Annotated in this window: 16 protein-coding genes; 6 read left to right on the forward strand and 10 right to left on the reverse strand. The window is 71.5% G+C overall.

The features are described 5' to 3' along the window. Positions 1-138: 138 nt before the first annotated feature. A complete protein-coding gene (locus tag ROT00_RS02965) occupies positions 139-1,290 on the forward strand; it encodes a MalY/PatB family protein (RefSeq protein WP_404772215.1) in 1,152 nt (383 codons plus the stop codon). Between the two features lie 194 nt (positions 1,291-1,484). Here the strand turns inward: ROT00_RS02965 and guaB are convergent, their stop codons facing one another. Next, positions 1,485-2,987 (reverse strand): IMP dehydrogenase, encoded by a 1,503-nt coding sequence (gene guaB, locus ROT00_RS02970; RefSeq protein WP_404772217.1) that lies wholly within the window; start codon positions 2,985-2,987, stop codon positions 1,485-1,487. A 305-nt stretch (positions 2,988-3,292) separates the two neighbouring features. Here guaB and ROT00_RS02975 point away from each other — a divergent pair, with 305 nt between their 5' ends. Genes ROT00_RS02975 through ROT00_RS02990 form a run of 4 tightly spaced genes read left to right on the forward strand, consistent with a single transcriptional unit; the run spans position 3,293 to position 7,273 of the window. After that, complete coding sequence (locus ROT00_RS02975) at positions 3,293-4,615, forward strand: branched-chain amino acid ABC transporter permease (RefSeq protein WP_404772218.1); 1,323 nt, start codon at positions 3,293-3,295, stop codon at positions 4,613-4,615. A gap of 13 nt (positions 4,616-4,628) precedes the next feature. After that, positions 4,629-5,609 carry a branched-chain amino acid ABC transporter permease gene (locus tag ROT00_RS02980; RefSeq protein WP_404772949.1) on the forward strand — a complete coding sequence of 327 codons (981 nt, stop codon included), beginning with the start codon at positions 4,629-4,631 and terminating at the stop codon, positions 5,607-5,609. Continuing rightward, complete coding sequence (locus ROT00_RS02985; protein ID WP_404772219.1) at positions 5,599-6,513, forward strand: ABC transporter ATP-binding protein; 915 nt, start codon at positions 5,599-5,601, stop codon at positions 6,511-6,513. The genes ROT00_RS02980 and ROT00_RS02985 overlap by 11 nt, the downstream gene beginning before the upstream one ends. Continuing rightward, a complete protein-coding gene (locus ROT00_RS02990) occupies positions 6,500-7,273 on the forward strand; it encodes an ABC transporter ATP-binding protein (RefSeq protein ID WP_404772220.1) in 774 nt (257 codons plus the stop codon). Before ROT00_RS02985 ends, ROT00_RS02990 begins: the two co-directional genes overlap by 14 nt. A 156-nt stretch (positions 7,274-7,429) precedes the next feature. On the opposite strand, the gene ROT00_RS02995 is transcribed toward ROT00_RS02990, so the two are convergent. The 3 genes from ROT00_RS02995 to groES all read right to left on the reverse strand — a co-directional run bounded on the left by ROT00_RS02995 (position 7,430) and on the right by groES (position 10,277). Next, on the reverse strand, positions 7,430-8,728 hold the full coding sequence (locus ROT00_RS02995; protein ID WP_404772222.1) for an ABC transporter substrate-binding protein: 1,299 nt from the start codon (positions 8,726-8,728) through the stop codon (positions 7,430-7,432). 195 nt (positions 8,729-8,923) lie between these two features. Beyond that, positions 8,924-9,874 (reverse strand): EamA family transporter RarD, encoded by a 951-nt coding sequence (rarD, locus tag ROT00_RS03000; RefSeq protein WP_404772223.1) that lies wholly within the window; start codon positions 9,872-9,874, stop codon positions 8,924-8,926. A 106-nt stretch (positions 9,875-9,980) separates the two neighbouring features. After that, entirely contained in the window at positions 9,981-10,277 is a 297-nt protein-coding gene (gene groES, locus ROT00_RS03005; RefSeq protein ID WP_017203655.1) for a co-chaperone GroES, read from the reverse strand. A gap of 315 nt (positions 10,278-10,592) precedes the next feature. Between groES and ROT00_RS03010 the strand changes: the two genes are divergently transcribed. Next, positions 10,593-11,792, forward strand: a complete 1,200-nt coding sequence (locus tag ROT00_RS03010; protein WP_404772225.1) for a class I SAM-dependent methyltransferase — start codon at positions 10,593-10,595, stop codon at positions 11,790-11,792. A 34-nt stretch (positions 11,793-11,826) separates the two neighbouring features. On the opposite strand, the gene ROT00_RS03015 is transcribed toward ROT00_RS03010, so the two are convergent. From ROT00_RS03015 to tsaB, 6 genes are all read right to left on the reverse strand, one after another. After that, complete coding sequence (locus ROT00_RS03015; protein ID WP_404772226.1) at positions 11,827-12,327, reverse strand: hypothetical protein; 501 nt, start codon at positions 12,325-12,327, stop codon at positions 11,827-11,829. A 134-nt stretch (positions 12,328-12,461) separates the two neighbouring features. Continuing rightward, the gene (locus ROT00_RS03020) at positions 12,462-13,190 is read right to left on the reverse strand and encodes a DUF4190 domain-containing protein (RefSeq protein ID WP_404772227.1); all 729 of its coding nucleotides are present in this window, start codon (positions 13,188-13,190) and stop codon (positions 12,462-12,464) included. A gap of 70 nt (positions 13,191-13,260) precedes the next feature. Then, entirely contained in the window at positions 13,261-13,656 is a 396-nt protein-coding gene (locus ROT00_RS03025; RefSeq protein ID WP_404772229.1) for a DUF4190 domain-containing protein, read from the reverse strand. A gap of 134 nt (positions 13,657-13,790) precedes the next feature. Further along, entirely contained in the window at positions 13,791-14,843 is a 1,053-nt protein-coding gene (gene tsaD / locus ROT00_RS03030; RefSeq protein ID WP_404772230.1) for a tRNA (adenosine(37)-N6)-threonylcarbamoyltransferase complex transferase subunit TsaD, read from the reverse strand. Further along, positions 14,840-15,460, reverse strand: a complete 621-nt coding sequence (locus tag ROT00_RS03035; RefSeq protein WP_404772232.1) for a GNAT family N-acetyltransferase — start codon at positions 15,458-15,460, stop codon at positions 14,840-14,842. The genes tsaD and ROT00_RS03035 overlap by 4 nt, the downstream gene beginning before the upstream one ends. Continuing rightward, positions 15,457-16,077 (reverse strand): tRNA (adenosine(37)-N6)-threonylcarbamoyltransferase complex dimerization subunit type 1 TsaB, encoded by a 621-nt coding sequence (tsaB, locus tag ROT00_RS03040; protein WP_404772234.1) that lies wholly within the window; start codon positions 16,075-16,077, stop codon positions 15,457-15,459. Before tsaB ends, ROT00_RS03035 begins: the two co-directional genes overlap by 4 nt. Positions 16,078-16,093: the final 16 nt, after the last annotated feature.

Genomic DNA, 16,093 nt, shown 5'->3' on the forward strand with positions numbered 1-16,093 from the left:
CGCATGCGGCCGCGCCGGACGATCCGGGGCCGCGCCGCCTCGTGGGCAGCCGATCAGACTAGCGAGCGCCGGCCCGATCGGCAAACGGGACGGCGCCGGAGGGATGCCGAGCGCGCCCGGCTGGGGCAAGCTGGAGCCATGCACCGGATCGCCGCCCAGCCCCTCGACGTCCTCCGCACCCGCACCAGCGCCAAGTGGCGCCTGTACCCCGCCGACGTCCTGCCGCTGCCGGTCGCCGAGATGGACTATCCGCTCGCCGAACCGGTCGCGGCGGCGCTGCACGCGGCGGTCGACCGCTCCGACACCGGTTACGCCGCGGGCAGCGGGCCGATCGCGGAGGCCTTCGCGCCCTTCGCGCTCGAACGGTTCGGCTGGGAGGTCGACCCGGCCCGGGTGACGAGCACCGGCGACGTCGCGATGGGCCTCGTCGAGGTGCTGCGCCGGGTCACGAGCCCGGGCGACGGCGTCATCGTGACCCCGCCGATCTACCCGCCGTTCTTCGACATCGTGACCGAGGCCTCCGCGGCGGTCGTCGAGGTGCCGATGTCCGGCGGCATCGAAACCGGCTGGGCGCTCGACCTCGACGGCATCGACCGCGCCTTCGCGGCCGGCGCGAAGGCGATGCTGCTCTGCAACCCGCACAACCCGATCGGCCTCGTGCCGAGCCGCGACGAGCTCGCCGCCCTCGCCGCGATCGCCGCCCGGCACGGCGCCACGATCGTGTCCGACGAGGTGCACGGGCCGCTCTCGCAGCCCGACTCGCGCTACACGCCCTTCCTCACCGTCTCCGACGAGGCCCGCGAGTTCGGCGTGACCGTGACCGCCGGCACCAAGGCGTTCAACCTCGCCGGGCTGAAGGCGGCCATGATCGTCACCGCCTCGGAGCGCGGCGACGCCGTGCGCCGCGGCATGCCGTACGAGGTCGAGTGGCGGATGAGCCAGTTCGGCTCGATCGCGAGCATCGCGGCGTTCCGCGAGGGCGGCTTCTGGCTCGACGGCGTGCTCGCGAGCCTCGACGACAACCGCCGGCTGCTCGCCGAGCTCCTCGCCGACGAGCTGCCCGAGGTGCGGTACCGGATGCCGCAGGCGAGCTATCTCGCCTGGCTCGACTTCCGTGCGCTCGGCTGGGGCGACGACCCCGCCGCCCACGCGCTCGAGCGCGCGAAGGTCGCGCTCGGCGTCGGGCCCCAGTTCGGTGCCGAGGCGGGTCGCGGTCACGTGCGGCTGAACTTCGCCTGCACCCCGGAGGTGCTCGCCGAGGCGATCACGCGCCTCGCGGACGCGCGGTAGCGCCGCGAGCGCTCCTGCTGCCGCCGGGCTGAGGGAAGCGCGTCGCGGCTCCGCCGCGCCGGAGGGACGGGCCCGTTCGGCGCGAGTCGGCGTTCTGCCGCGGCACGCTTCGCAGCGCTGGCGCGCCCGCGAGCGCTCCTGCTGCCGCCGTGCTGAGGGAAGCGCGTCGCGGCTCCGCCGCGCCGCGCTGACCCTCAGCGCGTGTAGTTCGGCGCCTCGACGACGATCTGCACGTCGTGCGGGTGCGACTCCTTGAGGCCTGCGGGCGTGATGCGCACGAAGCGGCCCTTCGTCTTCAACTCCTCGATCGTGCGCGCGCCGACGTAGAACATCGACTGCCGGAGCCCGCCGATGAGCTGGTACGCCACGGCCGACAGCGGGCCGCGGTAGGGAACCTGGCCCTCGATGCCCTCGGGGATCAGCTTGTCGTCGCTCGGCACGTCGGCCTGGAAGTAGCGGTCCTTCGAGTAGGACGTCTTCTTGCCGCGGGTCTGCAGCGCACCGAGCGAGCCCATGCCGCGGTAGGTCTTGAACTGCTTGCCGTTCTGGAAGACGAGCTCGCCCGGGCTCTCGGCGGTGCCGGCGAGCAGCGAGCCGAGCATGACGGTGTCGGCGCCGGCGACGAGCGCCTTCGCGATGTCGCCCGAGTACTGCAGCCCGCCGTCGGCGATGAGCGGCACGCCGGCCGGCATGGTCGCCTTCGAGGCCTCGTACACGGCCGTGATCTGGGGCACGCCGACGCCCGCGACGACGCGGGTCGTGCAGATCGAGCCCGGGCCCACGCCGACCTTCACGGCGTCGGCGCCCGCCTCGACGAGCGCCTTCGCGCCCTCGTAGGTGGCGACGTTGCCGCCGATGACGTCGATGCCGGCGAACGAGGGGTCGGCCTTCAGCCGGCGGATGATGTCGAGCACGCCGGCGGACTCGCCGTTCGCGGTGTCGACGACGAGCACGTCGACCCCGGCGTCGCGGAGGGCCTCCGCACGCTCCCAGGCGTCGCCGAAGAAGCCCATGGCCGCGCCGACGCGCAGGCGCCCCTCGGCGTCCTTCGTCGCGTTCGGGTACTGCTCGCTCTTGTCGAAGTCCTTCACGGTGATGAGGCCGGTGAGCCGGCCCTCGTCGTCGATGAGCGGCAGCTTCTCGATCTTGTGCTCGGCGAAGATCGCGAGCGCCTCGTCGGGGTTCATGCCGACGTGGCCGGTGATGAGCGGCATCCGCGTCATCACCTCGGAGACCTTCGTGGTCGGCTTCTCGAAGTCGGAGACGAAGCGCATGTCGCGGTTCGTGACGATGCCGACGAGCCGGCCCGCCTCGTCGACGACCGGCAGGCCGCTCACGCGGTACGTGCCGCAGAGGGCGTCGACGTCGGCGACGGACGCGTCGGGCGTCGTCGTGACCGGGTTCGTGACCATGCCCGACTCGCTGCGCTTCACGCGGTCGACCATCTCGGCCTGGTCCTGGATGGAGAGGTTCCGGTGCAGGATGCCGATGCCGCCCTGGCGGGCCATGGCGATCGCCATACGGCTCTCGGTCACCGTGTCCATGGCGGCGGACAGCAGCGGCGTGGCCACGCTGATCCGTCGGGTGAGGCGCGACATCGTGTCGGCCTCGCTCGGGATGACGTCGGTGTGCCCGGGCAGCAGCAGCACGTCGTCGTAGGTGAGTCCCGTGAATCCGAACGGATCGTTCCTGTCCATGTCTGCCCTTCACTGCCGCCGGTGGTTCGCCGCCTGGATCGATGTCGCCCGCGCGGGATGCGCGCGAAGCGGTGCATCAATGTTAAGCGACGGCGGGCCCCGCGAATTCCCATCGGTGCTGCGCGAGGAGCGCCCGGTTCGCACGAACGTTGCGCCGGACCCGCCGCTCGGATAACAATCGAGGGCCGTTTGTGTCGCGGGCGAAACACCTAAGACATAATCGGCACGTACCGTCAACGACGTTGTCGACGGGAAAGGACCGGTCCCGGAGGTCCGAACGACCTCCGGAACCCCTTGGAGGTGCAGTGGAATCCACGCGAACAGTCCGACGGCACTCCCCAGGGAGATGGCTCGTACTCCTCGCAGTCCTACTGTCCGCACTCACTCTGTCCGGCATCGCAGCGTCCCCTGCGGTGGCGGAGGATGGGAGTACGGGCACAGGATCCGAAGAGTACGACTACTTCTTCCTCGGGAATGTGAAGTACGAGGACGAACCGCTTGAAGGTGTCGAGATCACGGTCGAGGGCGGTGGCTTCAAAGCCAGCGCCGAGACGGATGCCGACGGCAAATGGCGCATCGGCGTGCCCGAGAAGGCCAGCTACAAGGTGACCCTCGACGAGGACACCCTGCCGAAGGGTGTCGTCGTCGCCGAGGACGAGGAGAACCCGCGCACCGCGGAGTTCGGGCTCACCAACACGAAGTCGGTGAACTTCTTCCTCGGCGAGGGCACCCGGCAGACGGTCTCCTTCTTCGACCAGCTGCTGAACCGGCTGGCGAACGGCGTGAACTTCGGCCTCCTGCTCGCCCTCGCCGCGATCGGGCTCTCGCTCATCTACGGCACCACCGGGCTCAGCAACTTCGCCCACTCCGAGATGATCACCTTCGGCGCGCTGATGCTCCTGACCTTCTCGAGCGACCTCGGATTCCCGGTGTGGATCGCGATCATCATCGCGCTCATCCTGAGCCTCGGCCTCGGCTGGTCGCTCGACGGGGTGATCTGGAAACCTCTGCGAAAACGAGGGGTCGGCGTCATCCAGCTGATGATCGTGAGCATCGGTCTCTCGCTCGCGATGCGCTACACGTACCAGTTCTTCTACGGCGGGGCGACCAGGCAGCTGCCCGGCGCCTCCCCCGCGGACCTGCAGCTCGGACCGGTCTCGCTGTCCTGGATCGACCTCGCCAGCATGGGCATCAGCATCGTCGTGCTGCTCGGCGTGGCCTTCCTGCTGATGCGCACGCGGATCGGCAAGGCGACCCGAGCGGTCGCCGACAACGCGAGCCTCGCCGCCACGAGCGGCATCGACGTCGACCGGGTCATCCGGATCGTCTGGGTGCTCGGCGCCGGGCTCGCGGGCCTCAGCGGCATCCTCTGGGCGTACTACCGTCCCGGCGTGAGCTGGGACATGGGCTTCCAGATCCTGCTGCTCGTGTTCGCCGCGGTCACCCTGGGCGGTCTCGGCACCGCGTTCGGCGCGCTCATCGGCTCGCTCATCGTGGGCATCTTCGTCGAGCTCTCGACGCTCTGGCTGCCCTCCGACATGAAGTTCGTCAGCGCGCTCGTCGTGCTGATTCTGGTGCTCCTCTTCCGGCCGCAGGGAATCCTCGGCCGACGAGAGCGGATCGGGTAGGAGGCCGACCATGATCGATTGGGGAAGCATCTTCGGAAACGCGGCGGTCGAGCTGATCAGCCCGACCACGGCCGCCTACGCCCTCGCGGCGCTCGGCCTCGCCGTCCACTTCGGCTACACCGGCCTCCTGAACTTCGGCCAGGCCGGGTTCATGGCGCTCGGCGCATACGGCTACGCCATCTCGGTGCTCACCTTCGGGTTCCCGGTGTGGGGCGCCGTGCTCGTCGGCATCGGGGCATCCGTCGTCTTCGCGCTCGTGCTCGGCATCCCGACGCTGCGGCTGCGCGCCGACTACCTCGCGATCGTCACGATCGCGGCCGCGGAGATCGTCCGCCTCCTGTTCACGACGAACACCTTCGTCGCGGTGACGGGCTCGGCGAACGGCCTGAGCGAGTACAAGGCCGGATTCCGCGCCCTGAACCCGCTGAGCTTCGAGGGCAAGGCGGGCTTCGGCCCGTGGATGTTCAGCGCGAACGACTGGTGGAACATCATCGTCGGCTGGAGCGTCGTGGCCCTCGCCGTGCTCTTCACCTGGCTCCTCATGCGCAGCCCCTGGGGCCGCGTCATCAAGGGCATCCGCGAAGACGAGGACGCCGTGCGCGCGCTCGGCAAGAACGTCTACTCGTACAAGATGCAGAGCCTCATCATCGGCGGCGTCTTCGGCACCCTCGCCGGCATGATCTTCATCATGCCGCGGGCGGTGATCCCCTCCGCCTACGCGACCTCGCTCACCTTCTTCATCTGGGCGATCCTGCTCCTCGGCGGAGCGGCCACCATCCTCGGCCCCGTGCTCGGATCGATCGTGTTCTGGGTGCTGCTGTCGTTCTTCTCGGGCTTCATCGCCCGCGCGGTCGAGGCCGGCTGGTTCCCGATCTCCGAGGTGCAGGCGGGGCAGCTCCGGTTCATCCTCGTCGGCGTCGCGATCATGCTCCTCGTGATCTTCAGACCGCAGGGGCTGCTCGGCAACAAGAAGGAGATGTCTTTTGTCAAGTGAGACCACTCCCACGTCCAAGCCGGTCAAGTCGACCGGCCTCCACCTCGGCGCCGCCGAGCCGGGCTGCCGCAAGGTCGACCCGATCCTCGTCGCCGACGGCGTGAAGCGCACCTTCGGCGGCCTCACCGCCGTCGACGTCGCGCACGTCGAGATCCCCCGGGGCGCGATCACCGCGCTCATCGGCCCGAACGGCGCAGGCAAGACGACGTTCTTCAACCTGCTGACCGGCTTCGACAAGCCCGATGCCGGCACCTGGCAGTTCGACGGGAAGTCGCTCGCGCACGTGCCCGCCTACCGGGTCGCACGCATGGGACTCATCCGCACCTTCCAGCTGACGAAGTCGCTCGGCCTCCTGAGCGTCCTCGACAACATGAAGCTCGGCGCCAAGGACCAGACGGGCGAGAACCTGTTCCGCTCCCTGCTGCCGTTCCTCTGGCGGAAGCAGGAGCGGGAGATCGAGGCGAAGGCCGTCGACCTCCTCGCCCGCTTCAAGCTCGACGCGAAGCAGCACGACTACGCGGCGAGCCTCTCCGGCGGGCAGCGGAAGCTGCTCGAGATGGCGCGGGCGCTCATGAGCGACCCGACGCTCGTGATGCTCGACGAACCGATGGCGGGCGTGAACCCCGCCCTCACCCAGTCGCTCCTCGACCACATCCTCGACCTGAAGACGCAGGGCATGACCGTGCTCTTCGTCGAGCACGACATGCACATGGTCCGCCACATCGCGGACTGGGTCGTCGTGATGGCCGAGGGCCGCATCGTGGCCGAGGGCGACCCGCACACCGTCATGCAGGACCAGGCCGTGATCGACGCCTACCTCGGCGCCCACCACGACGTCGACCTCGGCGCGGCGCAGACGTCGAACGTCGAGGCAGTGAAGGAGCTCATCGATGACGAACACTGAACCGGCCGGCGCCACGGCCGTCGAACCGCCCCGGGGCGACACCGTCGTCGAGGTCGCCGAGGTCACGGCGGGCTACCTGCCCGGCGTGAACATCCTGAACGGCTGCTCGCTCGTCGCCCGCCAGGGCGAGCTCATCGGCATCATCGGGCCGAACGGCGCCGGGAAGTCGACGCTGCTGAAGTCGATCTTCGGGCTCGTGAAGGTGCGCAAGGGCGCCGTCCTGCTGAACGGCGAGGACATCACGAACCTGAAGGCGAACAAGCTCGTCGCCAAGGGCGTCGGCTTCGTGCCGCAGACGAACAACGTGTTCCCCTCGCTCACCATCCAGGAGAACCTCGAGATGGGGCTCTACCAGAAGCCCAAGGGGCTGAAGGACCGGCTGGAGTTCGTCACCGCGATCTTCCCGGAGATCGGCAAGCGGCTCGGCCAGCGCGCCGGCTCCCTCTCGGGCGGCGAACGGCAGATGGTCGCGATGAGCCGCGCGCTCATGATGGGGCCGCACGTGCTGCTCCTCGACGAGCCGAGCGCCGGGCTCTCCCCCGTGAAGCAGGACGAGGCGTTCCTGCGGGTGAAGGAGATCAACCGCGCGGGCGTGACGACGATCATGGTCGAGCAGAACGCCCGCCGCTGCCTGCAGATCTGCGACCGCGGCTACGTGCTCGATCAGGGCCGCGACGCCTACGAGGGCACCGGTCGCGAGCTGCTGAACGATCCGAAGGTGATCGGCCTCTACCTCGGCACCCTCGGTCAGGACGACTGAGCGGGCGCCTGAGCGCCGCTGACGGGCGGGTGGATGCCTCGGCATCCGCCCGCCCGTTCTCGTTCCCCCGGGGACGACGAAGGCCCCGGCATGACGAGGCCCGGCATGACGAAGGCCCCGGCGAGCGGAGCGCTCGCCGGGGCCTTCCACCGCCGACTAGTTGATGCGGGTCGAGGTGTTGTCTTCCTGGTACTCGTAGATGCCGATCGTGGCGCCCGTCGGGTCGCCGTTCTCGTCGAAGGTGATCGGGCCCGACAGACCGTCGTAGTCGATCTGGTCGCCCTTCTCGAGCAGGGCGGCGCCCTGCGCGAAGTCGGTCACCTTCTCGCCGTCACCGCTCGATCCGGAGATCTGGCGGAGGTACTCGGCGATCTTCGTGCCGCTGGTGTCGTTCGCAGCGTAGGCCGCGAGCGCGAACAGCACGATGTTGTCGTACGACTCCGCCGCGTAGGTGAAGTCGGTGAGCGACGGGTCGACCTCGAGGAGACGGTCGGTGAAGTCGCCGAGCGTCGCCAGGTCGAGACCGGGCGTGGTCGCCTTGGCGCCCTTGATGAGGCCGGGGGCGAACACGTCGCTGTAGTCGAGCCGGTTGCCGTCGGTCAGGTAGATCTTGTTGCCCGGGAAGCCGCCGCCGACGAGCTCCGGGATGATGATCTTGGCCTGGTCGAACGAGATGATCGCGATCGCGTCGGGCGACTGCGCCGTCACGTCGGCGATCTGGGTGGTGAAGTTGGTGTCGCCCGTGTTGTACGAGGACTCCGCGACGACCTCACCGCCCGCGCTCTCGAACGCCTTCTTCGTCGTGTCGGCGAAGCCGGTGCCGTAGGCGTCGTTCTGGAAGATGATGCCGAGGGTGCTGTTGCCGTCCTCGGCGATCAGGTTGCCCAGCACCTCGCCCTGCAGCAGGTCGGAGGGCGCCGTGCGCCAGTACAGGTCGTTGTCCTCGATCGTCGAGAGGTCGAGACCCGTGTTCGACGGCGACATCAGCACGACGCCGGCGCTCGTGACCTGCTCGTAGATGTTGCGGGTCTGCGCGGAGGCGGCGGCGCCCGAGATGGCCGACACGCCCTGCGAGAGCAGGTCGGTGACGGATCCGGTGGCCACGTCGATCGAGGTGTCGCCCTCGTCGCGGAGCACGAGCTCGATCTGGATGCCGAGGTCGGCCTTGTTGATGTCGTCGACCGCGAGCTTCGCTGCTGCGATCTGGGGCGGGCCGAGGACGGCGAGGCTGCCCGACTGCGGCGCGAGCTGACCGACCTTCAGGGTGAGATCGCGGGGACCGGCCTCGATGGGCAGTGCGTCGCCCGTGTCGGCCGGCTCGTCGGTCGGGGCGGTCGTGCTGCCGCCGCCGCTGGTGCAGGCGGAGAGAAGGAGGGCGGCGGCGCCCGCGAGGGCGACTCCCGTCCAGATTCCGCGTGCGCCGCGCTTGGCCGTAGCCTTCGCGAATACGCTCATGTTGCTCCTTGGGACTGAAGGATCGGACATAACGATGCGTCAGGTGACGCCGTGGTTTGACGATATTGCCCGGCCAACGAGGAAACAAGGGATGCCGGTCACAACCGCGTAACAGCGCAATGATCGTTACCGTGCCGACATCGGCGGGCGGTTCGGCGCAGCATCCGTGCGCGGAAGCCCGTTCGGACGCTCGGATCAGACGGGCTCGGCGACGACCTTCCGCGCCGCCCTGGCGTTGCGGACGAGGTCGATCGTGAGCACCACGAGGGCCACCCAGACGAGGGCGAAACCGAGCCAGCGCTCGAGCGGCATCGGCTCGCGCAGGATGAGGACGCCCACGAGGAACTGGATGAACGGCGCGAAGTACTGGATGAAGCCGAGGTAGATGAGCGGCAGCCGGCGCGAGGCCGCCGCGAACAGCAGCAGCGGCACCGCCGTCACCGCGCCCGCGCAGACGAGCAGCAGCGTGTGCCACGGGCTCACCGTGCCCATCGTCAGCCCGCTCGTGGCGGCGACCCACCAGAGCAGGCCCGCGGCGACGGGCGCGAGCCACAGCGTCTCGAGCGTCAGCCCGGACACGGCGTCGACGCGATGGCCGACGCGCTTCTTGATGAGTCCGTAGAAGCCGAAGGAGAACGCGAGGACGAGCGCGATCCACGGGAACTGCCCGTGGCCGACCGCGAGCACGACGACCGCGACGATGCTGATGCCGACCGCGATCCACTGCATGATGCTGAGGCGCTCGCGGAGCACGAGGACGCCGAGGAAGACCGTGACGATCGGATTGATGAAGTAGCCGAGCGCCGCCTCGACGACCTGGCCCGACACGGCGGCGTAGACGTAGGTCAGCCAGTTCACGAAGATGAGCACCCCGGCCGCGCCCATGGTGAAGAGCACCCGGCGGTCGCGCAGCAGCGCCCAGAACGCCGCCCAGCCTCGGGTGACGGCGAGGAGGGCCGCGCAGAAGACGAGCGAGAGCAGGATGCGCCAGGCGACGATCTCGACGGGCCCGCTCGGGGCGAGCGCGATGAAGTAGACGGGCAGGAAGCCCCAGAGCACATAGGCGGAGACGGCGTAGCCGAGGCCCGAACGGCTGAGGGCCGGAGCGCCGACCGGCGCGGCGGGGCGGTCGGGGCTGGAGTTCACCGGCTCAGCCTACGCCCAGCGGGCGGGCGGCCCGCGCACTGCGGGCTCCGGGAACGCGGAACGGCCCGGATGCCGAGGCATCCGGGCCGTTCTCGGAGCGCGTGGGTCAGCGCACGACGACCGCGAGGACGTCGCGGGCCGAGAGCACGAGGAACTCGTCGGCGCCGAACTTGACCTCGGTGCCGCCGTACTTCGAGTACAGCACGCGGTCGCCGACGGCGACGTCGAGCGGCACGCGGTTGCCGTTGTCGTCGATGCGGCCGGGGCCGACGGCGACGACCTCGCCCTCCTGCGGCTTCTCCTTGGCGGTGTCGGGGATGACGAGGCCCGACGCGGTGGTCTGCTCGGCCTCGACCTGCTTGATGACGATGCGATCCTCGAGCGGCTTGATGGAAACCGACACGGTTGACCCCTTTTCTAGATGAAGACTGTCTTGAAAGACTGGGTTAGCAGCCTCGGAACGAGAGTGCTAACCAGAGTCTAGGCGGCATCTGGCACTCGTGCAACGTGAGTGCCAGTGCGCGGAAGTCCTGGCGGCGGGTGGGCTGCAAGTCGCACGACGAGGCGGGCGCCGCGCCGCGGCCGCTCGGCGGGTCACCTTGTTCGCCGTGCAACTCGTCACTCGCCAGTCGGGCGGAGCGCGCTCGCCGGACGAGGCGGCAGCGGGCGGATGCCGGGCGGGCCGCACCGGGCTGCGCCGCGGTGCTAGCGTGGCCGGGTGGATCGCTCCGAACTCGTCGAACTGCTGTCCCCGGAGGGCCTGCGCCTGCTCGATTCGATCGGCGACTGGGATGCGAAGGCCGACGTCGTGAAGACCGTCGCCGCACTCCGCAAGCAGGGGCACCCGCCGGCCCTCGTGGCGGCGGTCCTGAGCCAGTCCCGGCTCCGGGCGAAGGGCCGCGCGAAGTTCGGCGAGTTCGCCTCGCGGATGCTCTTCACCGAGGCCGGCCTCGAGCAGGCCACCCGGCTGAACGTCGCCGCCCTGCACGCCGGCCGCTTCGCCCGCGCGGGCATCGCCCACGTCGCCGACCTCGGCTGCGGCATCGGCGGCGACGCCCTCGCCCTCGCCGCCATCGACCTCGAGGTCACCGCGGCCGACGCCGACGAGGTGACCGCCGCGGTCGCCGCCTTCAACCTCACGCCCTTCCCCCAGGCCCGGGTGCTGCACTCGCGCGCGGAGGACGTCGCGCTCGGCGGCATCGGCGGGGCCTGGCTCGACCCCGCCCGCCGGGTCACCTCGGGCGGCAGCACCCGGCGCCTGACGGATGCCTCCGACTACTCGCCGCCGCTCGACTTCGCCTTCGGGCTCGCGGACCGGATGCCGGTCGGCGTGAAGCTCGGCCCGGGCACCGACCGCGACGTCATCCCCGCCGGCGCCGAGGCCCAGTGGGTCTCCGTCGACGGCGCCGTCGTCGAGCTCGCGGTCTGGCTCGGCGCGCTCGCGCGACCCGGGGTCGGCCGCGCCGCCCTCGTCGTACGCGATGGCGCCGCCCACGAGCTCACCGCCCCGTCCGACAGCGCCGACGAGGCCGTGGGCGAGCTCGGCGCCTTCGTCTACGAACCCGACGGCAGCGTCATCCGCGCGCGGCTGATCGGCGACCTCGCCCGATCGCTGGACGCCCAGATGCTCTCGAACGGGATCGCCTACCTCACCGGCGACCGCCTCGTCGAGACGCCGTTCGCACGCGCGTTCCGCGTGCTCGAGCGGCTGCCGGCCGAGGAGCGGCAGCTGCGCCGCGAGCTCTCAGCCAGGAACATCGGCACGCTGGAGATCAAGAAGCGCGGCGTCGACGTCGACCCGGCCGCGCTGCGGACCCGGCTGAAGCTCTCGGGCGACGCCTCGGCCACGATCGTGCTGACCCGGGAGGCCGGCCGGCACGTCGCGCTGCTCGTCGAGCGGGCGGACACGCGGGGCTGACTGAGGCCTGCCGCTCAGCGCGGAGGCCGCCCGCTCAGCGCGGGAGCGCGCCGAAGACGATCGCGTAGTAGCCGATCCACACGGCGGAGAACACGAGGCCCGCGAGGCCGGTGCCGATGCCCGCGAACGCGAGGGCGCGGCCGTGCTCCTCGCGGCGGAGTCCCAGCACGCCGAAGACGATCGCGGCGAGGGAGACGGGGAGCATCCAGCCGACGAAGAGCGAGGCGATGCCGCCGATCGCCCCCGTCACGACGGAGATCCAGCTGTAGACGCGCCGCTGGGCATCGTCGTCGTCGGCCACCGCGACCTGCTCGACCGGCTCGGGCAGCGGCGGCCGGTGCACGAGCAGCAGCTGCCCGGTCGACAGCGAGCGCAACTGGCCCGTGTCGACCGGGACCTCGTACTCGCGCTGCTCGATCGCGGTCGGCGGCGTGTCGTCGCGGTGCGCCCCCGCGGCCACGCCGAGCGGGTCGCGGTCGTCGCCGTCGTCGACCCGGCGGCGCCGGCCCGTGCCGCCGCCGAGCGCCTCCCGCACGGCGGGCTCGCCGCGGAACGTGGGCTCGGCCGGCTGGTACGGGGCGAGCGGGCGCTCGGGGTCGAAGCCCGCAGGGGTCCCGTCGTCCGACGGGACCCCTGCGCGTTCGTTCGGCTCGGACAGGATCGGACCGATCAGTAGCTGTACGTGCTGCCCGCTGCGGCGAGCACGATGAAGAAGATCACGATGCCCACGATCCACAGCAGCCCCACGGCGATGCCGACGAAGCCCGTGATGAGGCCCGTGAGCCAGAAGCCCTTCGCCGCCGGCTCCTTCTTGCGGCCGAGGAAGCCGAGCACGACCGCCGCGATCGAGAAGAGCGCGCCGAAGCCGTAGAACAGGCTGCCGAGGAGGCCGAGGATGCCGCCGATCATCGAGATGATGCTGAGCGTCGGCGTGGGCGCGGCGGGGGCGGGCGCGTACCCGGCGTACCCCGGCTGAGCGTAGCCCGGCTGCCCGTACGCCGGCTGCTGCGGCTGGCCGTAGCCCGGCTGACCGTACGCGGGCTGCTGCGGCTGGCCGTAGCCCGGCTGACCATACGCGGGCTGCTGCGGCTGCCCGTACGCCGGCTGCTGGCCGTAGGGCTGCTGACCGTACGCCGGGGGCTGCTCCCCCGTGGCCGCGCCGTAGGCGGGCGGCGCCGGCGCCGCGGCGGGCGGCTGCGGGGCGGCGGGGGCCTGGGCCTCGGGTGCGCCGTACGACGGCGGGGTCGGGGCGGCCGGGGGTTCGGGCGCGGCCGGCGTGGCCGGCGGCTCCGGTGCGGCGGGCGTCTCCGGCGGCTCGGGCGCGGAGGGCACCTCGGGGGTGCCGCCGGCGACCGGGTCCGGCTCGGCCGGGTTCTGCGGGGTGTTCTGCTCGCTCATGTGCGTGCCTCTCGTGTCGCGCTGCGTGCGCGGGACGTCTGGGGTCGGATCTGGACGGTTCGGCCGGTCGTCAGCCGCTGACGCTCGACATCGTGGCGGCGGCCGCGACGACGACGATCACCACGATGATGGCGATCACGGACAGGGCGATGCCGACGTAGCCGATGATGGTGCCGGCGAGCGCCGCGCCGTGGCCCTGCTCGCCGGTCTTCTTGATCTGGCTGAGCGAGATGTGCCCGCAGATGATGCCGACGAGGAAGCCGAATCCGGTGAGGAGCCCGGCGAGCGAGGCGACGAGCGAGACGACCGCGAGGGTGTTCGTCTTCGCCGGCGCCTGGATGCGCGACTCCTGATCGACGTAGTTGGGAACGATCGGGTCCTCCGGCGGCGTGGCCGAGGTCGCCATGCCGAAGTCGGCCGACGCGGGCGTGAACGCCGGGTCGGAGTTCTGCCTGGGATCGCTCATCGCTGGCCCTCCTCGTGCGCGGATGCCCGGTCGCGCCGCTTCGGGCGCAGTTCCCCCCGAGGCATCCGGCCTCGCATTCCACACTACCGCGCGCCCGGACCCCCGCGCGAGGTCCGGAGCGGGGCCCCGCCCGCTCAGACCTGGATGTCGGTGACCGGGAGCGTCGAGTCGGCGCCGAAGCCGAGCGTCGACGGCCCGTGGCCGCCCATGATGAGCTGCGCGCCGAGTGCGGCGATCATGGCGCCGTTGTCGGTGCAGAGCGAGAGCGGCGGGATCCGCAGCTCGATGCCGTCCGCGGCGGCGCGCTCGGCGGCGAGCTCCCGCAGGCGCGCGTTCGCGATGACTCCGCCGCCGAGGAGGAGGCGGGGCACACCGAGCTCGCGGCAGGCGTCGATCGCCTTCCGCGTCAGCACGTCGACGACGGCCTCGCGGAAGCTCGCCGCGACATCCGCGACGGGCACCGGCTCGCCCGCGGCCTCGCGCTGCTCGACCCAGCGCGCGACGGCCGTCTTCAGCCCGGAGAAGCTGAAGTCGTAGCGGTGGCGCTCGAGGTCTTTCGGGCGGGTGAGTCCGCGCGGGAAGCGGATGGCGGCCGGGTCGCCCCCGACGGCGGCGCGATCGATCTCCGGGCCGCCCGGGTAGGGCAGTCCGAGCAGCCGGGCGACCTTGTCGAAGGCCTCGCCGGCGGCGTCGTCGATGGTCTCGCCGAGGAGCTCGACGTCGGAGACGAGGTCGCGCACGAGGAGCAGCGAGGTGTGCCCGCCGGACACGAGCAGCGCGATCGTCGGCGTCTCGAGCGGCGCCGCGGTGTCGAGGAGATCGGCGCCGACGTGCCCGACGAGGTGGTTCACGGCGTAGATCGGCACGTCGAGCGACACGGCGAGCGCCTTCGCCGCGCCGACCCCGACCATGAGGGCGCCGGCGAGCCCGGGACCGCTCGTCACGGCGACGGCGTCGATCTCGTCGAGGGAGACGGATGCCTCGGCGAGCGCCTGGCGGATCGTGGGGTCGAGCGCCTCCAGGTGCGCCCGCGCGGCGACCTCCGGGACGACGCCGCCGTACCGCGCGTGCTCGTCCATCGAGGAGGCGATCGTGTTCGCGAGCAGCTCGGTGCCGCGGACGATGCCGACGCCGGTCTCGTCGCAGCTCGTCTCGATGCCGAGCACGAGCGGGGCGCTCCGGTTCATCGCAGGTCCTCCCCGGTCGGGTCGTTCGATTCGGTCGCGGCGCCCGTGCGTTCGGCGACCGTGCGTTCGGCGACCGCCGGCCGGGTCACGGCCGGCGCGACCTCGAGCCGCATGATCACCGCGTCGATGCCGTGGCGGTAGTAGCCCGGGCGGACGCCGAGCTCCGCGAAGCCGAGCGAGGCGTAGAGGCCGCGGGCGACGGGGTTGTCCGCGCGGACCTCGAGGAAGACGTGCTCGGCGTCGCGCCGCCGCGCCTCGGCGATGAGCGCCTGCATGAGGACCCGGCCGAGCCCGGTGCCGCGGTGCTCGGGGTCGACGGCGATCGTCTGGATGTCGCCCTGCCCGCTCCCCCGCGGCGCGAGGAGGCCCGCGTAGGCGTAGACGGCGCCGGAGGCATCCGCCCGCTCGGAGTCCGCGCCGTCGGCGTCCGTGGGCTCGTCGCCCGCGCTGTCGGCCTCGGCCTCCCCGTCGACCGCGACGAGGTAGTAGCCGTGCTCGCTGCCGAGCTCGCGGCGCATGGCGTCCTCGGGCCAGGCGTCGTCGGCGAAGGTGTCGCGCTCGAGCCGCATGATCGCGGCCAGGTCGGCCGGCCGCGCGCGCCGGAGGAGCACGCTCATCGCGTCACCCGCTTGCCGGCCGAGGGGGTGACGTCGGGCTCGCGCAGGTAGATCGCGGCGTCGCCCGCGAGCGGCAGGCGCCCCGCCGCGAAGGCGAGCTCGGCGAGCATGCCGATGCCGCCGGCCGGGACCTCGGCCGCGTCGAGCCGCACGCCCGCGAACGGCGGCACCTCCTCGCGCGGGACGAGCCGCGGCCCGGCGGTGCGCACGGGCAGCCCGTCGCCGTCGAGGCCCAGGTACTCGGACACGGCGAACTCGCGGCGGCGCGCATCGGTGACGACCTGGACGGCGGAGGCGCCGCCGGCGACGAGGTGCGCCCAGGCGACGGCGTCGTGGCTCGGCACAGGCACGAAGGGACGACGGATGCCGAGGGCGAAGGCGTGCGCGGCGGCGATGCCGACGCGGAGCCCGGTGTAGGGCCCGGGGCCCATGCCCGCGGCGACGCCCGAGAGCGCGGTCGGGGCGACGCCGGCGGCGCGGAGCGACTCGGCGATGAGCTCGCCGATGACCTCCGCGTGCCGCATCGCGTCGGCGGTGCCGCGCTGGTCGAGCACGCCGCCGTCGCGATCGACGACGGCGACGCTCGTGCCTGCCGAAGTGTCGATGGCGAGGAGCATGCCTCAAGCCTATTCG

Origin of the sequence: Agromyces mediolanus, assembly GCF_044917495.1 — a bacterium.
Taxonomy (GTDB): Bacteria; Actinomycetota; Actinomycetes; order Actinomycetales; family Microbacteriaceae; genus Agromyces; species Agromyces mediolanus_B.

Excerpts from the sequence above, each read along its gene's own strand:
- tsaD (WP_404772230.1), bottom strand. The coding sequence starts at position 14,843 with ATGAACCGGAGCGCCCCGCTCGTGCTCGGCATCGAGACGAGCTGCGAC.
- ROT00_RS02990 (WP_404772220.1), top strand. The coding sequence starts at position 6,500 with ATGACGAACACTGAACCGGCCGGCGCCACGGCCGTCGAACCGCCCCGG.
- ROT00_RS02965 (WP_404772215.1), top strand. The coding sequence starts at position 139 with ATGCACCGGATCGCCGCCCAGCCCCTCGACGTCCTCCGCACCCGCACC.
- ROT00_RS03035 (WP_404772232.1), bottom strand. The coding sequence starts at position 15,460 with ATGAGCGTGCTCCTCCGGCGCGCGCGGCCGGCCGACCTGGCCGCGATC.
- guaB (WP_404772217.1), bottom strand. The coding sequence starts at position 2,987 with ATGGACAGGAACGATCCGTTCGGATTCACGGGACTCACCTACGACGAC.
- ROT00_RS03020 (WP_404772227.1), bottom strand. The coding sequence starts at position 13,190 with ATGAGCGAGCAGAACACCCCGCAGAACCCGGCCGAGCCGGACCCGGTC.
- tsaB (WP_404772234.1), bottom strand. The coding sequence starts at position 16,077 with ATGCTCCTCGCCATCGACACTTCGGCAGGCACGAGCGTCGCCGTCGTC.
- ROT00_RS02995 (WP_404772222.1), bottom strand. The coding sequence starts at position 8,728 with ATGAGCGTATTCGCGAAGGCTACGGCCAAGCGCGGCGCACGCGGAATC.
- ROT00_RS03025 (WP_404772229.1), bottom strand. The coding sequence starts at position 13,656 with ATGAGCGATCCCAGGCAGAACTCCGACCCGGCGTTCACGCCCGCGTCG.